Raw genomic sequence first — 13,210 nt, 5'->3', positions numbered from 1 at the left:
GTACCCGGCCGGTTCACGGCCCCCGCGCAGGACGTACGGGTAGGTTTGGGGCTCCGCAGAGACTCCAGGAGGGCTGGCTGTGACTGATCTGTCGCAGATCGTGAAGGCGTACGACGTGCGCGGTGTGGTCCCCGACCAGTGGGACGAGACGCTGGCCGAACTCTTCGGCGCGGCCTTCGTCGAGGTCACCGGCGCCGACGCGATCGTCATCGGGCACGACATGCGGCCCTCCTCCCCCGGCCTGTCGCACGCCTTCGGGCGCGGCGCGGCGGCCCGCGGCGCGGACGTCACGGAGATCGGCCTCTGCTCCACCGACGAGCTGTACTACGCCAGCGGCGCACTCGGCCTGCCCGGCGCGATGTTCACCGCCTCGCACAACCCCGCCCAGTACAACGGCATCAAGATGTGCCGGGCCGGCGCCGCCCCGGTCGGCCAGGACACCGGCCTCGCCGACATCCGCGCCCTCGTCGAGCGCTGGACCGCCGAGGGCGCCCCCGAACCGGCCGCCGCCCCCGGCACCGTCACCCGCCGCGACGTCCTGAAGGACTACGCGGCCCACCTGCGCTCCCTGGTCGACCTGACCGGCATCCGCCCCCTGAAGGTCGTCGTCGACGCCGGCAACGGCATGGGCGGCCACACCGTCCCCACCGTCTTCGAGGGACTGCCGCTCGAACTGGACGCCCTGTACTTCGAGTTGGACGGCTCGTTCCCCCACCACGAGGCCAACCCGCTCGACCCGAAGAACATCGTGGACCTCCAGGCGCGGGTGCGCGAGGTCGGCGCCGACCTCGGCCTGGCCTTCGACGGCGACGCCGACCGCTGCTTCGTCGTCGACGAGAACGGCGACCCGGTCTCCCCGTCCGCCATCACCGCCCTGGTCGCCGCCCGCGAACTCGCCAAGCACCCCGGCGGAACGGTCATCCACAACTGCATCACCTCCTGGTCCGTCCCCGAGGTCGTCAAGGAGCACGGCGGCACCCCGGTCCGCACCCGCGTCGGCCACTCCTTCATCAAGCAGGAGATGGCCCGGACCGGCGCGATCTTCGGCGGCGAGCACTCCGCGCACTACTACTTCCGCGAGTTCTGGAACGCCGACACCGGCATGCTCGCCGCGCTGCACGTCCTCGCCGCCCTCGGCGGACAGCCCGGCCCGCTGTCGCAGCTCGTCGACCGCTACGACCGCTACGCCGCCTCCGGCGAGATCAACAGCACCGTCGACGACCAGGCCGGCCGGCTCGCCGCGATCAAGGCCGCCTACGAAAGCCGCGACGGCATCACCCTCGACGACCTGGACGGGCTCACCGTCACCGCCCCCGACTGGTGGTTCAACGTGCGCCCCTCGAACACCGAGCCGCTGCTCCGGCTCAACGTCGAGGCCCGGGACGCGGCCACCGTCGCCCGGGTCCGCGACGACGCACTGGCGATCATCCGCGGCTGAGGCCGCACCCGAGGTGGGAGGGCCGCCCGGCACCGGCCCTCCCACCTCGGAGGTTCCCCTCCGGGCAGGCTGGTTCTGCGGCGGCCCTCCCACTCCGGCGGTAGGCTGGCCACGCCGTCACCACGCCGAAGGAGCAGCCACCATGCCGGTCGAAGCCAGTCTGATCCAGATCCTCGCCTGCCCGGCCTGCCACGCCCCGCTGGAGGACCGCACGGCGGACGAGCCGGCCGAGCTGATCTGCACCTCGGCCGACTGTGGCCTCGCCTACCCCGTCCGGGACGGCATCCCCGTGCTCCTCGTCGACGAGGCCCGCCACGCCTGACCGGGCGCCACCGGGCCCGCCCCGGTACCGCCCGGCAACCCCCCGCCCGACCCGGCGATCGGAGGCCGCGCCCACCATGCTCGACGAGTCACTCCTTGACGCTCCCGAGGCGCTGGCCGGCGCCGACCGCTTCGGCCTGCTGCGCGGCGTCGCAGAATCCGGCGCCCGGGTCCGCACCGCCGCCCGCAGCGCCACCGAATCCGGCATCGCCGACCTGACCCCCGACGGCCGGCCGCGCTCCGTCCTGGTCGCCGGCCCCGGCCCGGCCGCCGGCGGCGTCGCCGACCTGCTGCGCGCCCTCAGCGGCGGCAGCTGCCCGGTCAGCCTCATCCAGCCCACCGGCGTCGCCCCGCTGCCCGGCGCCCTGCGCTGGACCCTGCCCGGCTGGGCCGGCCCCCTGGACCTGCTGCTGATCGCCGGCCCGGACGCCGCCGACCCCGGGCTGGCCGAACTGGTCGAGCAGGCGTACCGCCGCGGCTGCGCCGTCGTCGCCGTCACCCCGGCCGGCGGCCCGCTCGCCGACGCCGTCATCCAGGCCCGCGGCCTCGCCGTCCCGCTGGCCACCACTTCCTACGACGCCGAGTTCGACGTCGAGGGCGCCCCGCCCGCCGCCCCCGGCACCCTCTGGTCGATCCTGATCCCGCTGCTCGCGCTCGCCGACCGGATCGGCCTGCTCAGCGCCCCGCCGGACGCCCTCGGCCAGCTCGCCGACCGCCTCGACCAGCTCGCCGAACGCTGCGGCCCGGCCATCCCCACGTACACCAACCCCGGCAAGACCCTGGCCGCCGACCTCGCCGACGCGCTCCCGCTGATCTGGACCGAGGGCCTGATCGCGCACGCCGTCGGGCGGCACTTCGCCACCGAACTCGCCGGACTCGCCGGCCGCCCCGCGCTCGCCGCCGAACTCCCCGAGGCGCTCACCACCCACCGCACGCTGCTGGCCGGCGCGCTCGCCGCCGGCGCCGACCCGGACGACTTCTTCCGCGACCGCGTCGAACAGTCCCCCGCGCTGCACGCCCGGATCGTCCTGCTGCGCGAGAGCGCCCCCGGCCCGCTGTCCGCCACCCGTGCCGCCCAGCAGCTCGCCGACGAGCGCGACACCGCCCTCAGCGAACTGGAACCGGGCACCGGCAGCGATCTGGAGAAGGCCGCCGAGCTCCTCGCCATCGCGGATTTCGCCGCCGTTTACCTGGCGCTCGCCGGCACCGAGTGACCATGGCCCCGAGGCCGCCCGCCGCACCGGGCAGCCCCGCCGGCCCCCGTCCGCAACCGCAGAAAGCACCCCTCCCATGGACCGCCTCGCCAATACCGTGCGCCCCTACGCCTGGGGCTCCACCACCGCCATCCCGGAGCTCCTCGGCGTGGCGCCGACCGGCCAACCGCAGGCCGAGATGTGGCTCGGCGCCCACCCCGGCGCCCCCTCCCGCATCGACCGCGGCACCGGCCCGGTCTCCCTGGCCGAGGTGATCGCCGCCGCCCCCGAGGCGGAACTGGGCACACCCGCCGCCCACGCCTTCGGCCCCCGCCTGCCGTTCCTCCTCAAGGTGCTCGCCGCCGGCACACCGCTCTCCCTCCAGGTCCACCCCGACCTCACCCAGGCCAAGGAGGGCTTCACCGAGGAGGAGCGGCGCGGCGTCCCGCTCGACGCCCCGCACCGCAACTACAAGGACGCCAACCACAAGCCCGAGCTGATCTGCGCCCTCACCCCCTTCGACGGCCTGTGCGGCTTCCGGCACCCGGCCGAGGCCGCGGACCTCATGGAGGGCCTCGGCGTCGACGACCTCAAGCCGTACGTCGACATCCTCCGCGCCGGCCCCGAGGAGTCCGCGCTGCGCGAGGTGCTGACCGCCGTCCTCAGCGCCGACCGCACCGCGATCGCCGAGTCCGTCGAACGCGCCGCCACCGCCGCCGGCCGCGCCGCCACCGAGGACGGACCGCACGCCACCGCGTACGCCGCCTACGCCGCCCTCGCCCACCACTTCCCCGGCGACCCCGGCGTGCTCGCCGCCATGCTCCTCAACCACGTCCAACTCCGGCCCGGCGAGGCCCTGTTCCTCGGCGCCGGCATCCCGCACGCCTACCTCGGCGGCCTCGGCGTCGAGCTGATGGCCACCTCCGACAACGTGCTCCGCTGCGGCCTCACCACCAAGCACGTCGACGTCCCCGAACTCCTGCGCGTGGTCCGCTTCGAGCCCCGCGACGCCGGCGTGCTGCGCCCCGAGGACATCGACGGCGAGGAGGTCTACGACACCCCCATCGACGAATTCCGGCTCTCCCGCTTCGTCCTGGCCCCCGGCGCCGCCCCCCGCCCGCTCGCCTCCCGCACACCCCAGATCCTGCTCTGCACGGCCGGCACGGTCCGCCTGCGCGACCACGGCACCGCGGCCGGCGAGGAACGGGCCCTGGCCCCCGGCGAGTCGGTCTTCGTCCCCGCCGGCGAACAGCTCACCCTCTCCGGCGACGGCACCCTCTTCCGCGCCACCGTCGTCGCCTGACGCCGGTCCGCGCCGCGGCCTCCCGGCACCTCCCGCGGACCGGGCTGCAACAATGACCGCCGCACGGCATTAAAGGGGCGGTAAAGCCCGGTCCATGGAAGGGATATGCGGCACCTATGAGCGCATCAGGCGGTACCAAGGCGATCGTTGCGGCGCTGGGCGCCAACCTGGCGATCGCCGCAGCCAAGTTCGTGGCCTTCGCCTTCAGCGGCTCGTCCTCGATGCTGGCCGAAGGCGTGCACTCGCTCGCGGACTCCGGCAACCAGGGCCTGCTGCTGCTCGGCGGCAAGAAGGCCCAGCGCGCCGCCACCGCCGAACACCCCTTCGGCTACGGCCGCGAGCGCTACATCTACGGCTTCCTGGTCTCCATCGTCCTGTTCACCATCGGCGGCGTCTTCGCACTCTACGAGGGCTACGAGAAGATCCAGCACCCGCACCCCCTGGACAACTGGTACTGGCCGGTCGGCGTCCTGATCTTCGCCGTCATCGCCGAGGGCTTCTCCTTCCGCACCGCGATCAAGGAGTCCAACGCACTGCGCGGGCAGCAGAGCTGGGCCCAGTTCATCCGCCGCGCCAAGGCCCCCGAACTCCCCGTCGTCCTGCTGGAGGACTTCGGCGCGCTGATCGGTCTGGTCCTCGCCCTGTGCGGCGTCGGCCTCACCCTCGCCACCGGCGACAGCGTCTGGGACGGCATCGGCACCATGTGCATCGGCACGCTGCTCGTCCTGATCGCCCTGGTCCTCGCCGCCGAGACCAAGTCCCTGCTGCTCGGCGAGGCGGCCGGACCCGACCAGGTCGCCAGTATCCGCGCCGCGCTCGTCGACGGCGACGTCGTCACCCGCGTCATCCACATGCGCACCCTCCACCTCGGCCCCGAGGAACTCCTCGTCGCCGCCAAGATCGCCGTCCGGCACGACGACACCGCCACCGAGATCGCCGACGCCATCGACGCGGCCGAGGCCCGCGTCCGGGAGGCGGTACCGATCGCCCGGGTGATCTATCTGGAACCCGACATCTTCCGGCCGTCTGCCTGACAGCTTCTCGGCATTCGCGACAACCAAGCGGATCGGCCGCAGGGTATGCGGTCGCAGGACGTGGAGACTTCGCCGTTGGGCGGTCTGCGAAGCCCTGACCAGCCCGTGCTCGTAACGGGCGACCCAGGGCATCGGCCCTGGGGGATGCCAACTGGAGCCCGACATCTACCGCGTCGGGATACGGCGATGGCCCCGCTTTGTGGCGGGGCCATCGCCGTATCCGCTACCGGATCTCCGCCAGCACCCGCAGCACCTCCGGCCCGTCCGCCGCACCCTGCAACCGCGCACGGAAGTCCGCGTCCGTCAACTTCCGCGACAGCAGCGCCAGAATGCGCAGATGCTCGTCCCCGGCCGCCGCCCGCGGCACCGCGATCAGGAAGACCAGCCGCGCGAGCGAGCCGTCCAGGGAACCCCAGTCGATGCCGTCCGCGGACCGCGCGAAGGCCACCACCGGCGCGGTCACCGCATCCGTCTTCGCATGCGGAACGGCGATCTCCTCACCGAGCCCGGTGGTGCCCTGCGCCTCCCGCGCCAGCGCCACCCGCACCAGCTCCGCCACATCGCTCACCGAGCCGCCGCGCGCGGCCAGTTCGGCCATCTCCCGGATCGCCGCCTCCTTCTCCCTGGCGGCGAGCCGGGTCCGCACGGTCCGCCCCGTGAGATACCCGGACAGCACCTCGGGGGTCCCCTCCACGTCGTGGCCGTCCTGGCCATCCTCGCCGTCCCGGTGTCCGGGCCCCGCATCCCGGCCGCCCTCCGCGGGGGACGCCGCACCCTCGGCGCTCCCGTCGTTCTCGTCCTGCTCGGTGTTCGCGGTGTTCGCGGTGTTCGCGGTGTCCGCGGAATGCTCTCCGCTCTCTCCGCTCTCTCCGCTCTCCGCGGGGGAGGGGAGCACCGCCGTACGGGCCGCGGGCCCGGCAGCCGCCCCGGCCCCGACCGCGGCACCCACCGGCTCCGCCACCGATATCGCCGCCCCCGCGAGGACCGGTACGACCGCCCGGCCCTTCCGGCGCTCCGAGGCGTCCACCAGCGCCACCGTCACCAGCGCCGTCACCACCGACCCGGCCACGACCGCGACGAAGAACGACGGCACCCCGCCCACCGCGCCCAACACGGCCACGATCGGCCCGCCGTGCGGCACCGCGTCCGTCGCCCCGGCCAGCCCCGCGACGGCGCCGGCCACCGCACCGCCGAGCATGTTCGCCGGGATGACCTGCGCGGGCCGTGCCGCGGCGAACGGAATCGCACCCTCCGAGATCCCGAACAGCCCCATGAACAGCGCCGCCATACCGGTCTCCCGCTCCTGCTGGGAGTACAGCCGCCGCCGTATCAGCGTCGCCAGCCCCTGCCCCAGCGGCATGACCGGAATCGCCGCGGCGCACATCCCCATCACACTCTGGTTGCCGGTCGCGATCAGGCCCGCCCCGAACAGGAACGCCGTCTTGTTGACCGGCCCGCCCATGTCGAACGCGATCATCAGCCCGAGCACCGCCCCGAGCAGAATCGCGCTGGACCCGGTCATCCCGCCGAGCCAGCCGGTGAGATGCGTGAACACCCACGAGATGGGCCGGCCGATCACGTAGATGAAGAACAGCCCGAGCGCCGTCGTCGCCGCGATCGGGATCACGATGATCGGCATGATCGGCTGGACGAACTTCGGGACCCTGACCTTCTTGATCCACAGCACCAGGAAGCCGGCCAGGAACCCGGTGACGATCGCCCCGATGAACCCCGCGCCCGCCTTGGAGCCGTACAGCGCCCCGGTGTTGGCGATCCAGCCGCCGATCATGCCCGGCACCAGCGCCGGCCGGTCGCCCACCGCATACGCGATGTACCCGGACAGGATCGGCACCATCAGCGTGAACCCGATGACACCGATGTCGTTCACGTGCTTCCAGAACGACCCGTCCGGGATGACCAGCCCGCCGTCCGGCCGCGGGTGCCCGCCCAGCGCCAGCGAGACGGCGATCAGCAGCCCGCCGACCACCACGAACGGGATCATGTAACTGACCCCGTTCATCAGCGCCTTGTACGCGACGCTGCGCTCCCGGCCGCCGGCCGCCCCGGCCGCCCCGCCCACGGACGCCGCACCGGAACGGGAAGCCCGCGACCCGCCCTCGTGCACCGGCGCGCTCCGCACCCGCTCGATCAGCTGCTCGGGGTGGCGGATCCCCTCGGCGACCCCCACCGCCAGCACCCGCTTGCCGGCGAACCGCTCCAGATCGACGTCCTTGTCCGCCGCGACGATGATCCCGTCCGCCTCTCTGACATCGTTGTCAGACAGAACGTTCTCGGCCCCGATCGAGCCCTGGGTCTCCACCTTGATCTCATGCCCCAGGGACTCCGCGGCCTGCGCCAGCTTCTCCGCGGCCATGTACGTATGGGCGATACCGGTCGGGCAGGCCGTCACTGCGAGCAGCTTCAGCCCCCGCCCGCCCTTCCCCGCGCCGTTGCGGGGACCAGCTGGACTGGTGGTCACGTGGTTCTCCTCATCGCGAACGTGCGCGCGACCCGTGCACCCGTCCGCGCGCTCCCCGCATCCTCCACCACCCAGCGGCCCCCGCGCAGCGCTCCGACCAACCCGCGCAGCACCCCGCGTCCCCGCCTCCCGCCCGGCCCGCCATGCCGCCCCGCGACCGCCCGGACCAAACAGAACAAGCCGAACCGGGCTGGGGCCGCCGACCCGATCGGTGTAGATTCGTGACCAGTGTCAGACGTCGCTGCTGATGGCGGTCGGGCGGTCCGCCATCCGGACCGACCGAGGGAGAGAGGGCCTCCGACGGACTGCGCTGCGGCCAGGGGAGGGGTGTGTCCGCCTCCACGCGCACGACAGCTCCTCCGGCTACGACCGGGGGACCCCGGCCCGCGCCGCAGACTGCCCGAATTGCCCGAACAACCTCGACCTCCGAGGAGCAGCCCGTATGACGACAGCAGCCACCGGCCAGGACTTCAAGGTCGCCGACCTCTCCCTCGCCGCCTTCGGCCGCAAGGAGATCACCCTCGCCGAGCACGAGATGCCCGGCCTGATGGCGATCCGCAAGGAGTACGCCGCGGCCCAGCCGCTCGCCGGCGCCCGGGTCACCGGCTCGCTGCACATGACCGTGCAGACCGCCGTCCTGATCGAGACCCTCGTGGCGCTCGGCGCCGAGGTCCGCTGGGCCTCCTGCAACATCTTCTCCACCCAGGACCACGCCGCCGCGGCCATCGCCGTCGGCCCCCACGGCACCCCCGAAAAGCCCCAGGGCGTCCCGGTCTTCGCCTGGAAGGGCGAGACCCTGGAGGAGTACTGGTGGTGCACGGAGCAGGCGCTGACCTGGCCGAACTCGCCCACCGGCGGCCCGAACATGATCCTCGACGACGGCGGTGACGCCACCCTCCTCGTCCACAAGGGCGTCGAGTACGAGAAGGCCGGCAAGGTCCCCGGGATCGAGACCGCCGAGAGCGACGAGCACCGCGCCATCCTGGAGCTGCTCACCCGCACCCTCGCCGAGGCCCCGCAGAAGTGGACCAAGCTCGCCTCCGAGATCCGCGGCGTGACCGAGGAGACCACCACCGGCGTCCACCGCCTCTACGAGATGCACCGCGACGGCGACCTGCTCTTCCCGGCGATCAACGTGAACGACGCCGTGACCAAGTCGAAGTTCGACAACAAGTACGGCTGCCGGCACTCCCTCGTCGACGGCATCAACCGCGCCACCGACGTCCTCATCGGCGGCAAGACCGCCGTCATCTGCGGCTACGGCGACGTCGGCAAGGGCTGCGCGGAGTCCCTCCGCGGCCAGGGCGCCCGCGTGATCATCACCGAGATCGACCCCATCTGCGCCCTCCAGGCCGCGATGGACGGCTACCAGGTCACCACCCTCGACGAGGTCGTCGAGACCGCCGACATCTTCGTCACCACCACCGGCAACAAGGACATCATCCTCGCCTCCGACATGGCGCGGATGAAGCACCAGGCGATCGTCGGCAACATCGGCCACTTCGACAACGAGATCGACATGGCCGGCCTCGCCAAGCTCCCCGGCATCGTCAAGGACGAGGTCAAGCCGCAGGTCCACACCTGGACCCACCCCGACGGCAAGGTCCTGATCGTGCTGTCCGAGGGCCGCCTGCTCAACCTGGGCAACGCCACCGGCCACCCGTCCTTCGTGATGTCCAACTCCTTCGCGGACCAGACGCTGGCCCAGATCGAGCTGTTCACCAAGCCCGAGGAGTACCCCACCGACGTCTACGTGCTCCCCAAGCACCTCGACGAGAAGGTCGCCCGCCTCCACCTGGACGCACTGGGCGTCAAGCTCACCACCCTGCGCCCGGAGCAGGCCGCCTACATCGGCGTCGAGGTCGAAGGCCCCTACAAGCCCGACCACTACCGCTACTGAGCCGCCGCCGCACCGCCGGCCCACCCGGGCCGGCGGTGCGGCACCACCGGCAACCGCTGGTCCCAGGCCCTCGCCCTCCCGGCGGGGGCCTGGCCCGTAGAACCCCCGAAAACCCCCGCGCCGACCCCGGCCCACCACCGGGCCCGCCCCTCAGAAAGACCCCACCCCCATGCCCCGCGGCCACTACTCCCTGCACGACCCGCACGACCACACCCCCCTCGGCGAAGAACACTTCCACTGCGCCACCGGCCCCTCCGGCTGGCGCTACGTCTCGCAGATCGTCAACCCCGCCGGCGACCACACCGGCTCCGTCGACCTCACCCTCGACGCACTCGGCCGCCCCCTCCGCCTCGAACTCACGCGTGGCGCCTGGCAGGTCCGCGGCGCCGCCCTCGACGGCGTCACCTGGGTACGCACCGACCCCACCGGCGAACACGCCACCGAAGGCAACGTCCCCGCCCACGCCTTCAGCGGCGCATCCCCCGCCTTCCTCATCGCCACCGCCCGCCTGCTGCGCCCCGCCCTCGGCGCCGGCGCCACCCGCGCCCGCCTCGTCGCCTTCACACCCCCCGTCCTCGCCCCCCGCACCCTCGACCAGTCCTGGGCCCTGGTCAAAAGCACACCACACGCCACTGACAACGCCCCCCTCGTCGCCGACGAATACCAGGTCACCGACCTCGAAACCGGCGAGCAGCACCCCGTCCACATCACCGGCGACGTCGTCCTCTCCGCCCCCGGCATCGAACTCGAATCGCTCGACTCACCCCCGTCGGCCTTCAACTGACCCCACCGCCACCGCCGGCACCCGCGGCACCGCCGATACGGGCCACGGCTCACACCGGCGGCGCAAACCCTGTACGAGGCGCCTGCCCGCCCTCCGGTCCGCGACCGGCCCCCGTACGCCCCACCTCACCCGCACCCACCTGCTCCGCAGCGCCCACCTGCTCCGCAGCGCCCACCTGCTCCGCAGCGCCCACCGGCCGGCCCGCACCCCCGGGCGCCACCCATCCCGCACCGGCCTCGGACACCCCCTCCCCACCCGCCGACGACGGCACCACACCCGTCCCCAACGCCTCGAAGGGCGCCACCTCAAGAGGAACCGTCCCCGGGGCCGCCGTCCCCACCGGCACCCCGAACGCCCGCCGGGACTCCCGCCCCTGCCGCTCGGTCACCACCGCGGCCAGATACACCGCCGGATCCACCTCCGCCGGCGCCGCCACCCCCGTGAACCCCCGCAGGTCCTCCGCCAGCCGCCCCGCCATCGCCGCGCCCGCCTGCGGATCCAGTTCCCCCAGCCGCGTCAGGTACTGCCGCACCGCCAGCCACCACCCGTCCGGCACCCGCGACAGATCCAGCGCCCCGAGCTCTCCCGCCAGCCACGGAGGCGACGCCGGCAGCAGCACCCCGCCGACCTCCGCCTCCGGCACCCGCTCCCGTATGACCAGCGTTCCCGCGAACACATCGCCCAGCCGGCGTCCCCGCGCCGACACCAGCGACGCAACAGAGGCCACGACCCCCATCGTCATCACGATCTCGACGGCCCCCATCGCCCCCCGCACCAGCGCATGCCGGAACCGGATCGGCCCGCCGTCCTCCCGCACCACCCGCAGCCCGCAGATCAGCTTCCCCAGCGACCGCCCGTGGCTCAGCGTCTCGACCACGATCGGAATCCCCACCTGCACCAGCAGGAAGGTCGCCACCGTCACGGCCGCCACCACCGCACCGTCCATCGAGGCCGTCGCGCTCACCATCAGCATCGTCACCGCGATGTACGTCCCCCAGGCCACGGCCAGATCGACCACCACCGCCAGCCCCCGACTCGCCAGCCTGGCCGGCCGCAGCCCCAGCACCACCGCTTCACCCGTAACGAGCTGACTCACACGCCCACTCCCTCTCGTCCCCTCTACCCCGCGTCCACCCCGCGTTCCCCCGTCGCGCCGGTACACCCCCGGCGCCGCGCACCCCATGAGGGCCCCGGCCCCGCGCCCCGCCAGTCTGCCAAGCTGACCCGGCACCCACCCACAGCGCTACGAGGAGCGACGGATGGACCTGGACGTCTTCGTTACGGCCCACGGCGCCGAATGGGACCGCCTGGAAACCCTGCTGAGCAGCAGACGCCGCCTCACCGGCACCGAGGCCGACGAACTGGTCGCCCTCTACCAGCGCACCACCACGCACCTCTCCCTCCTCCTTTCCAGCGCCCCCGACCCCGCGGTGACCGGCCGCCTCACCTCCCTCGTGGCCCGCGCCCGCAGCAAGGTCACCGGCGCCCGCAGATCTTCCTGGCGCGACGTCGCCCGCTTCTTCACCACGTCCTTCCCTGCCGCCGTCTACCGCCTGCGCCACTGGTGGATCCCCACGGCGGTCCTCTCCGTCACCGTCGCCGCCCTCCTCGGCTGGTGGATAGCCGCCCACCCGGAAGTCCAGGCCGCCCTCGGCGCCCCTCAGGACCTCCGCGACATGACCCGCCCCGGCGGCGAGTACGAGACGTACTACTCCAGCCACCCCGCCGCGGCCTTCGCCGCCCAGGTATGGACGAACAACGCCCAGGCCGTCGCCCTCTGCCTGGTCCTCGGCGCCTTCCTCGGCATCCCCGTCCTCTGGGTCCTCTTCCAGAACATGCTCAACCTGGGCGCGGGACTGGGGCTGATGTCCTCCGCGGGCCGCCTCGACACCTTCCTCGGCCTGATCCTCCCGCACGGCCTCCTTGAACTGACCGCCGTCTTCGTCGCCGCCGGAATCGGCCTCCGCCTGGGCTGGACCGTCATCGACCCGGGCCCGCGCACCCGCCGCACCGCCCTGGCCGAAGAGGGCCGCACCGCCCTCGGCGTCGCCCTCGGCCTGGCCGCCGTCCTTTTCGTCTCCGGCGCCATCGAAGGCTTCGTCACCCCCTCCGGCCTCCCCACCTGGACCCGCATCGGCATCGGCGTCCTCGCCGAACTGGCATTCCTCACCTACGTCTACGTCCTGGGTGGCCGCGCCGGACGAGCCGGCGAGACCGGCGACATCACCCAGACCGACCGCGATGCACCCCTCCCCACCGCCGCCTGATGTGCGCGGACCCCACCTGACCTGCTAATCTCCTCTCCGCCCCAGAAACCCATTGACACGGGTGACAGGGGGAGGTAGATTCGAACGGTTGCAGCGAACTGGACAGGTTCAACCGCGACGGTTAGTCTCTTCTCCGCTCCGGCCTCACATTCACATCGGCGGAGCGCAACCGACCACTTACCGGAAGCTTCCGGTCGATTTATTCGGCCGAGCGCTTTCTGATAAAGTCGGAAAAGCCGAAAGGCAAGCCCCCCGACGGGCAATCAGAACGGAATTCAAGCCGGAATCGGCGAGAAAGAAGATCTGCTAAAGTCGGAAAGGCCGAAAAGCGAAAGCGAAGCGGTCGACCCCGCTCCAACAGGGGGCCGGAGACGGAAACGGATCTGGTAAGGTTGGAAACGCGAGAAAGCCGAAAGGCCGGATCGCACCGGCGAAAATCGGAGCCGCGAGGATCTGATAGAGTCGGAAACGCAAGACCGAAGGGAAGCGCC

The 13,210-nt window shown here is 72.6% G+C and carries 10 protein-coding genes; 8 read left to right on the top strand and 2 right to left on the bottom strand.

Going from position 1 to position 13,210, the window contains the following annotated elements; all coding sequences use genetic code 11:
- Positions 1-79 precede the first annotated feature (79 nt).
- From IEZ17_RS37280 to IEZ17_RS37260, 5 genes are all read left to right on the top strand, one after another.
- A complete protein-coding gene (locus tag IEZ17_RS37280; protein ID WP_189308071.1) occupies positions 80-1,438 on the top strand; it encodes a phosphomannomutase/phosphoglucomutase in 1,359 nt (452 codons plus the stop codon).
- 142 nt (positions 1,439-1,580) lie between these two features.
- Positions 1,581-1,760 (top strand): Trm112 family protein, encoded by a 180-nt coding sequence (locus tag IEZ17_RS37275; RefSeq protein WP_189308070.1) that lies wholly within the window; start codon positions 1,581-1,583, stop codon positions 1,758-1,760.
- Positions 1,761-1,836: 76 nt separating this feature from the next.
- Positions 1,837-2,973 (top strand): SIS domain-containing protein, encoded by a 1,137-nt coding sequence (locus IEZ17_RS37270; protein WP_189308069.1) that lies wholly within the window; start codon positions 1,837-1,839, stop codon positions 2,971-2,973.
- Positions 2,974-3,049: 76 nt separating this feature from the next.
- Positions 3,050-4,255: a mannose-6-phosphate isomerase, class I gene (gene manA / locus IEZ17_RS37265; RefSeq protein ID WP_189308068.1), complete on the top strand. Its 1,206-nt coding sequence runs from the start codon at positions 3,050-3,052 to the stop codon at positions 4,253-4,255.
- A gap of 116 nt (positions 4,256-4,371) precedes the next feature.
- The gene (locus IEZ17_RS37260; RefSeq protein WP_189308067.1) at positions 4,372-5,289 is read left to right on the top strand and encodes a cation diffusion facilitator family transporter; all 918 of its coding nucleotides are present in this window, start codon (positions 4,372-4,374) and stop codon (positions 5,287-5,289) included.
- A gap of 223 nt (positions 5,290-5,512) precedes the next feature.
- Here IEZ17_RS37260 and IEZ17_RS37255 read toward each other — a convergent pair whose 3' ends face one another.
- Positions 5,513-7,699 (bottom strand): fructose-specific PTS transporter subunit EIIC, encoded by a 2,187-nt coding sequence (locus IEZ17_RS37255; RefSeq protein WP_189308090.1) that lies wholly within the window; start codon positions 7,697-7,699, stop codon positions 5,513-5,515.
- Between the two features lie 511 nt (positions 7,700-8,210).
- Here IEZ17_RS37255 and ahcY point away from each other — a divergent pair.
- Together ahcY and IEZ17_RS37245 are read left to right on the top strand one after the other, a co-directional pair.
- On the top strand, positions 8,211-9,668 hold the full coding sequence (gene ahcY / locus IEZ17_RS37250; RefSeq protein ID WP_189308066.1) for an adenosylhomocysteinase: 1,458 nt from the start codon (positions 8,211-8,213) through the stop codon (positions 9,666-9,668).
- 169 nt (positions 9,669-9,837) lie between these two features.
- A complete protein-coding gene (locus tag IEZ17_RS37245; protein WP_189308065.1) occupies positions 9,838-10,452 on the top strand; it encodes a hypothetical protein in 615 nt (204 codons plus the stop codon).
- Between the two features lie 49 nt (positions 10,453-10,501).
- Here the strand turns inward: IEZ17_RS37245 and IEZ17_RS37240 are convergent, their stop codons facing one another.
- Positions 10,502-11,548, bottom strand: a complete 1,047-nt coding sequence (locus tag IEZ17_RS37240) for an RDD family protein (RefSeq protein ID WP_189308064.1) — start codon at positions 11,546-11,548, stop codon at positions 10,502-10,504.
- A gap of 163 nt (positions 11,549-11,711) precedes the next feature.
- On the opposite strand from IEZ17_RS37240, the gene IEZ17_RS37235 reads away from it, so the two are divergent.
- On the top strand, positions 11,712-12,719 hold the full coding sequence (locus tag IEZ17_RS37235; RefSeq protein ID WP_189308063.1) for a stage II sporulation protein M: 1,008 nt from the start codon (positions 11,712-11,714) through the stop codon (positions 12,717-12,719).
- The last annotated feature ends 491 nt before the right edge of the window (positions 12,720-13,210 follow it).

The sequence above is a fragment of the Streptomyces albospinus genome, assembly GCF_014648695.1.
Taxonomy (GTDB): domain Bacteria; phylum Actinomycetota; class Actinomycetes; order Streptomycetales; family Streptomycetaceae; genus Streptomyces; species Streptomyces albospinus.
The sequence above is the reverse complement of the archived record's forward strand: the minus strand, read 5'-3'. Positions and strand labels throughout refer to the sequence as shown.

Bases quoted from the DNA above. Each gene is read 5' to 3' on its own strand.
- IEZ17_RS37275 (WP_189308070.1), top strand. From the start codon at position 1,581: ATGCCGGTCGAAGCCAGTCTGATCCAGATCCTCGCCTGCCCGGCCTGC.
- IEZ17_RS37270 (WP_189308069.1), top strand. From the start codon at position 1,837: ATGCTCGACGAGTCACTCCTTGACGCTCCCGAGGCGCTGGCCGGCGCC.
- manA (WP_189308068.1), top strand. From the start codon at position 3,050: ATGGACCGCCTCGCCAATACCGTGCGCCCCTACGCCTGGGGCTCCACC.
- IEZ17_RS37260 (WP_189308067.1), top strand. From the start codon at position 4,372: ATGAGCGCATCAGGCGGTACCAAGGCGATCGTTGCGGCGCTGGGCGCC.
- ahcY (WP_189308066.1), top strand. From the start codon at position 8,211: ATGACGACAGCAGCCACCGGCCAGGACTTCAAGGTCGCCGACCTCTCC.
- IEZ17_RS37245 (WP_189308065.1), top strand. From the start codon at position 9,838: ATGCCCCGCGGCCACTACTCCCTGCACGACCCGCACGACCACACCCCC.
- IEZ17_RS37235 (WP_189308063.1), top strand. From the start codon at position 11,712: ATGGACCTGGACGTCTTCGTTACGGCCCACGGCGCCGAATGGGACCGC.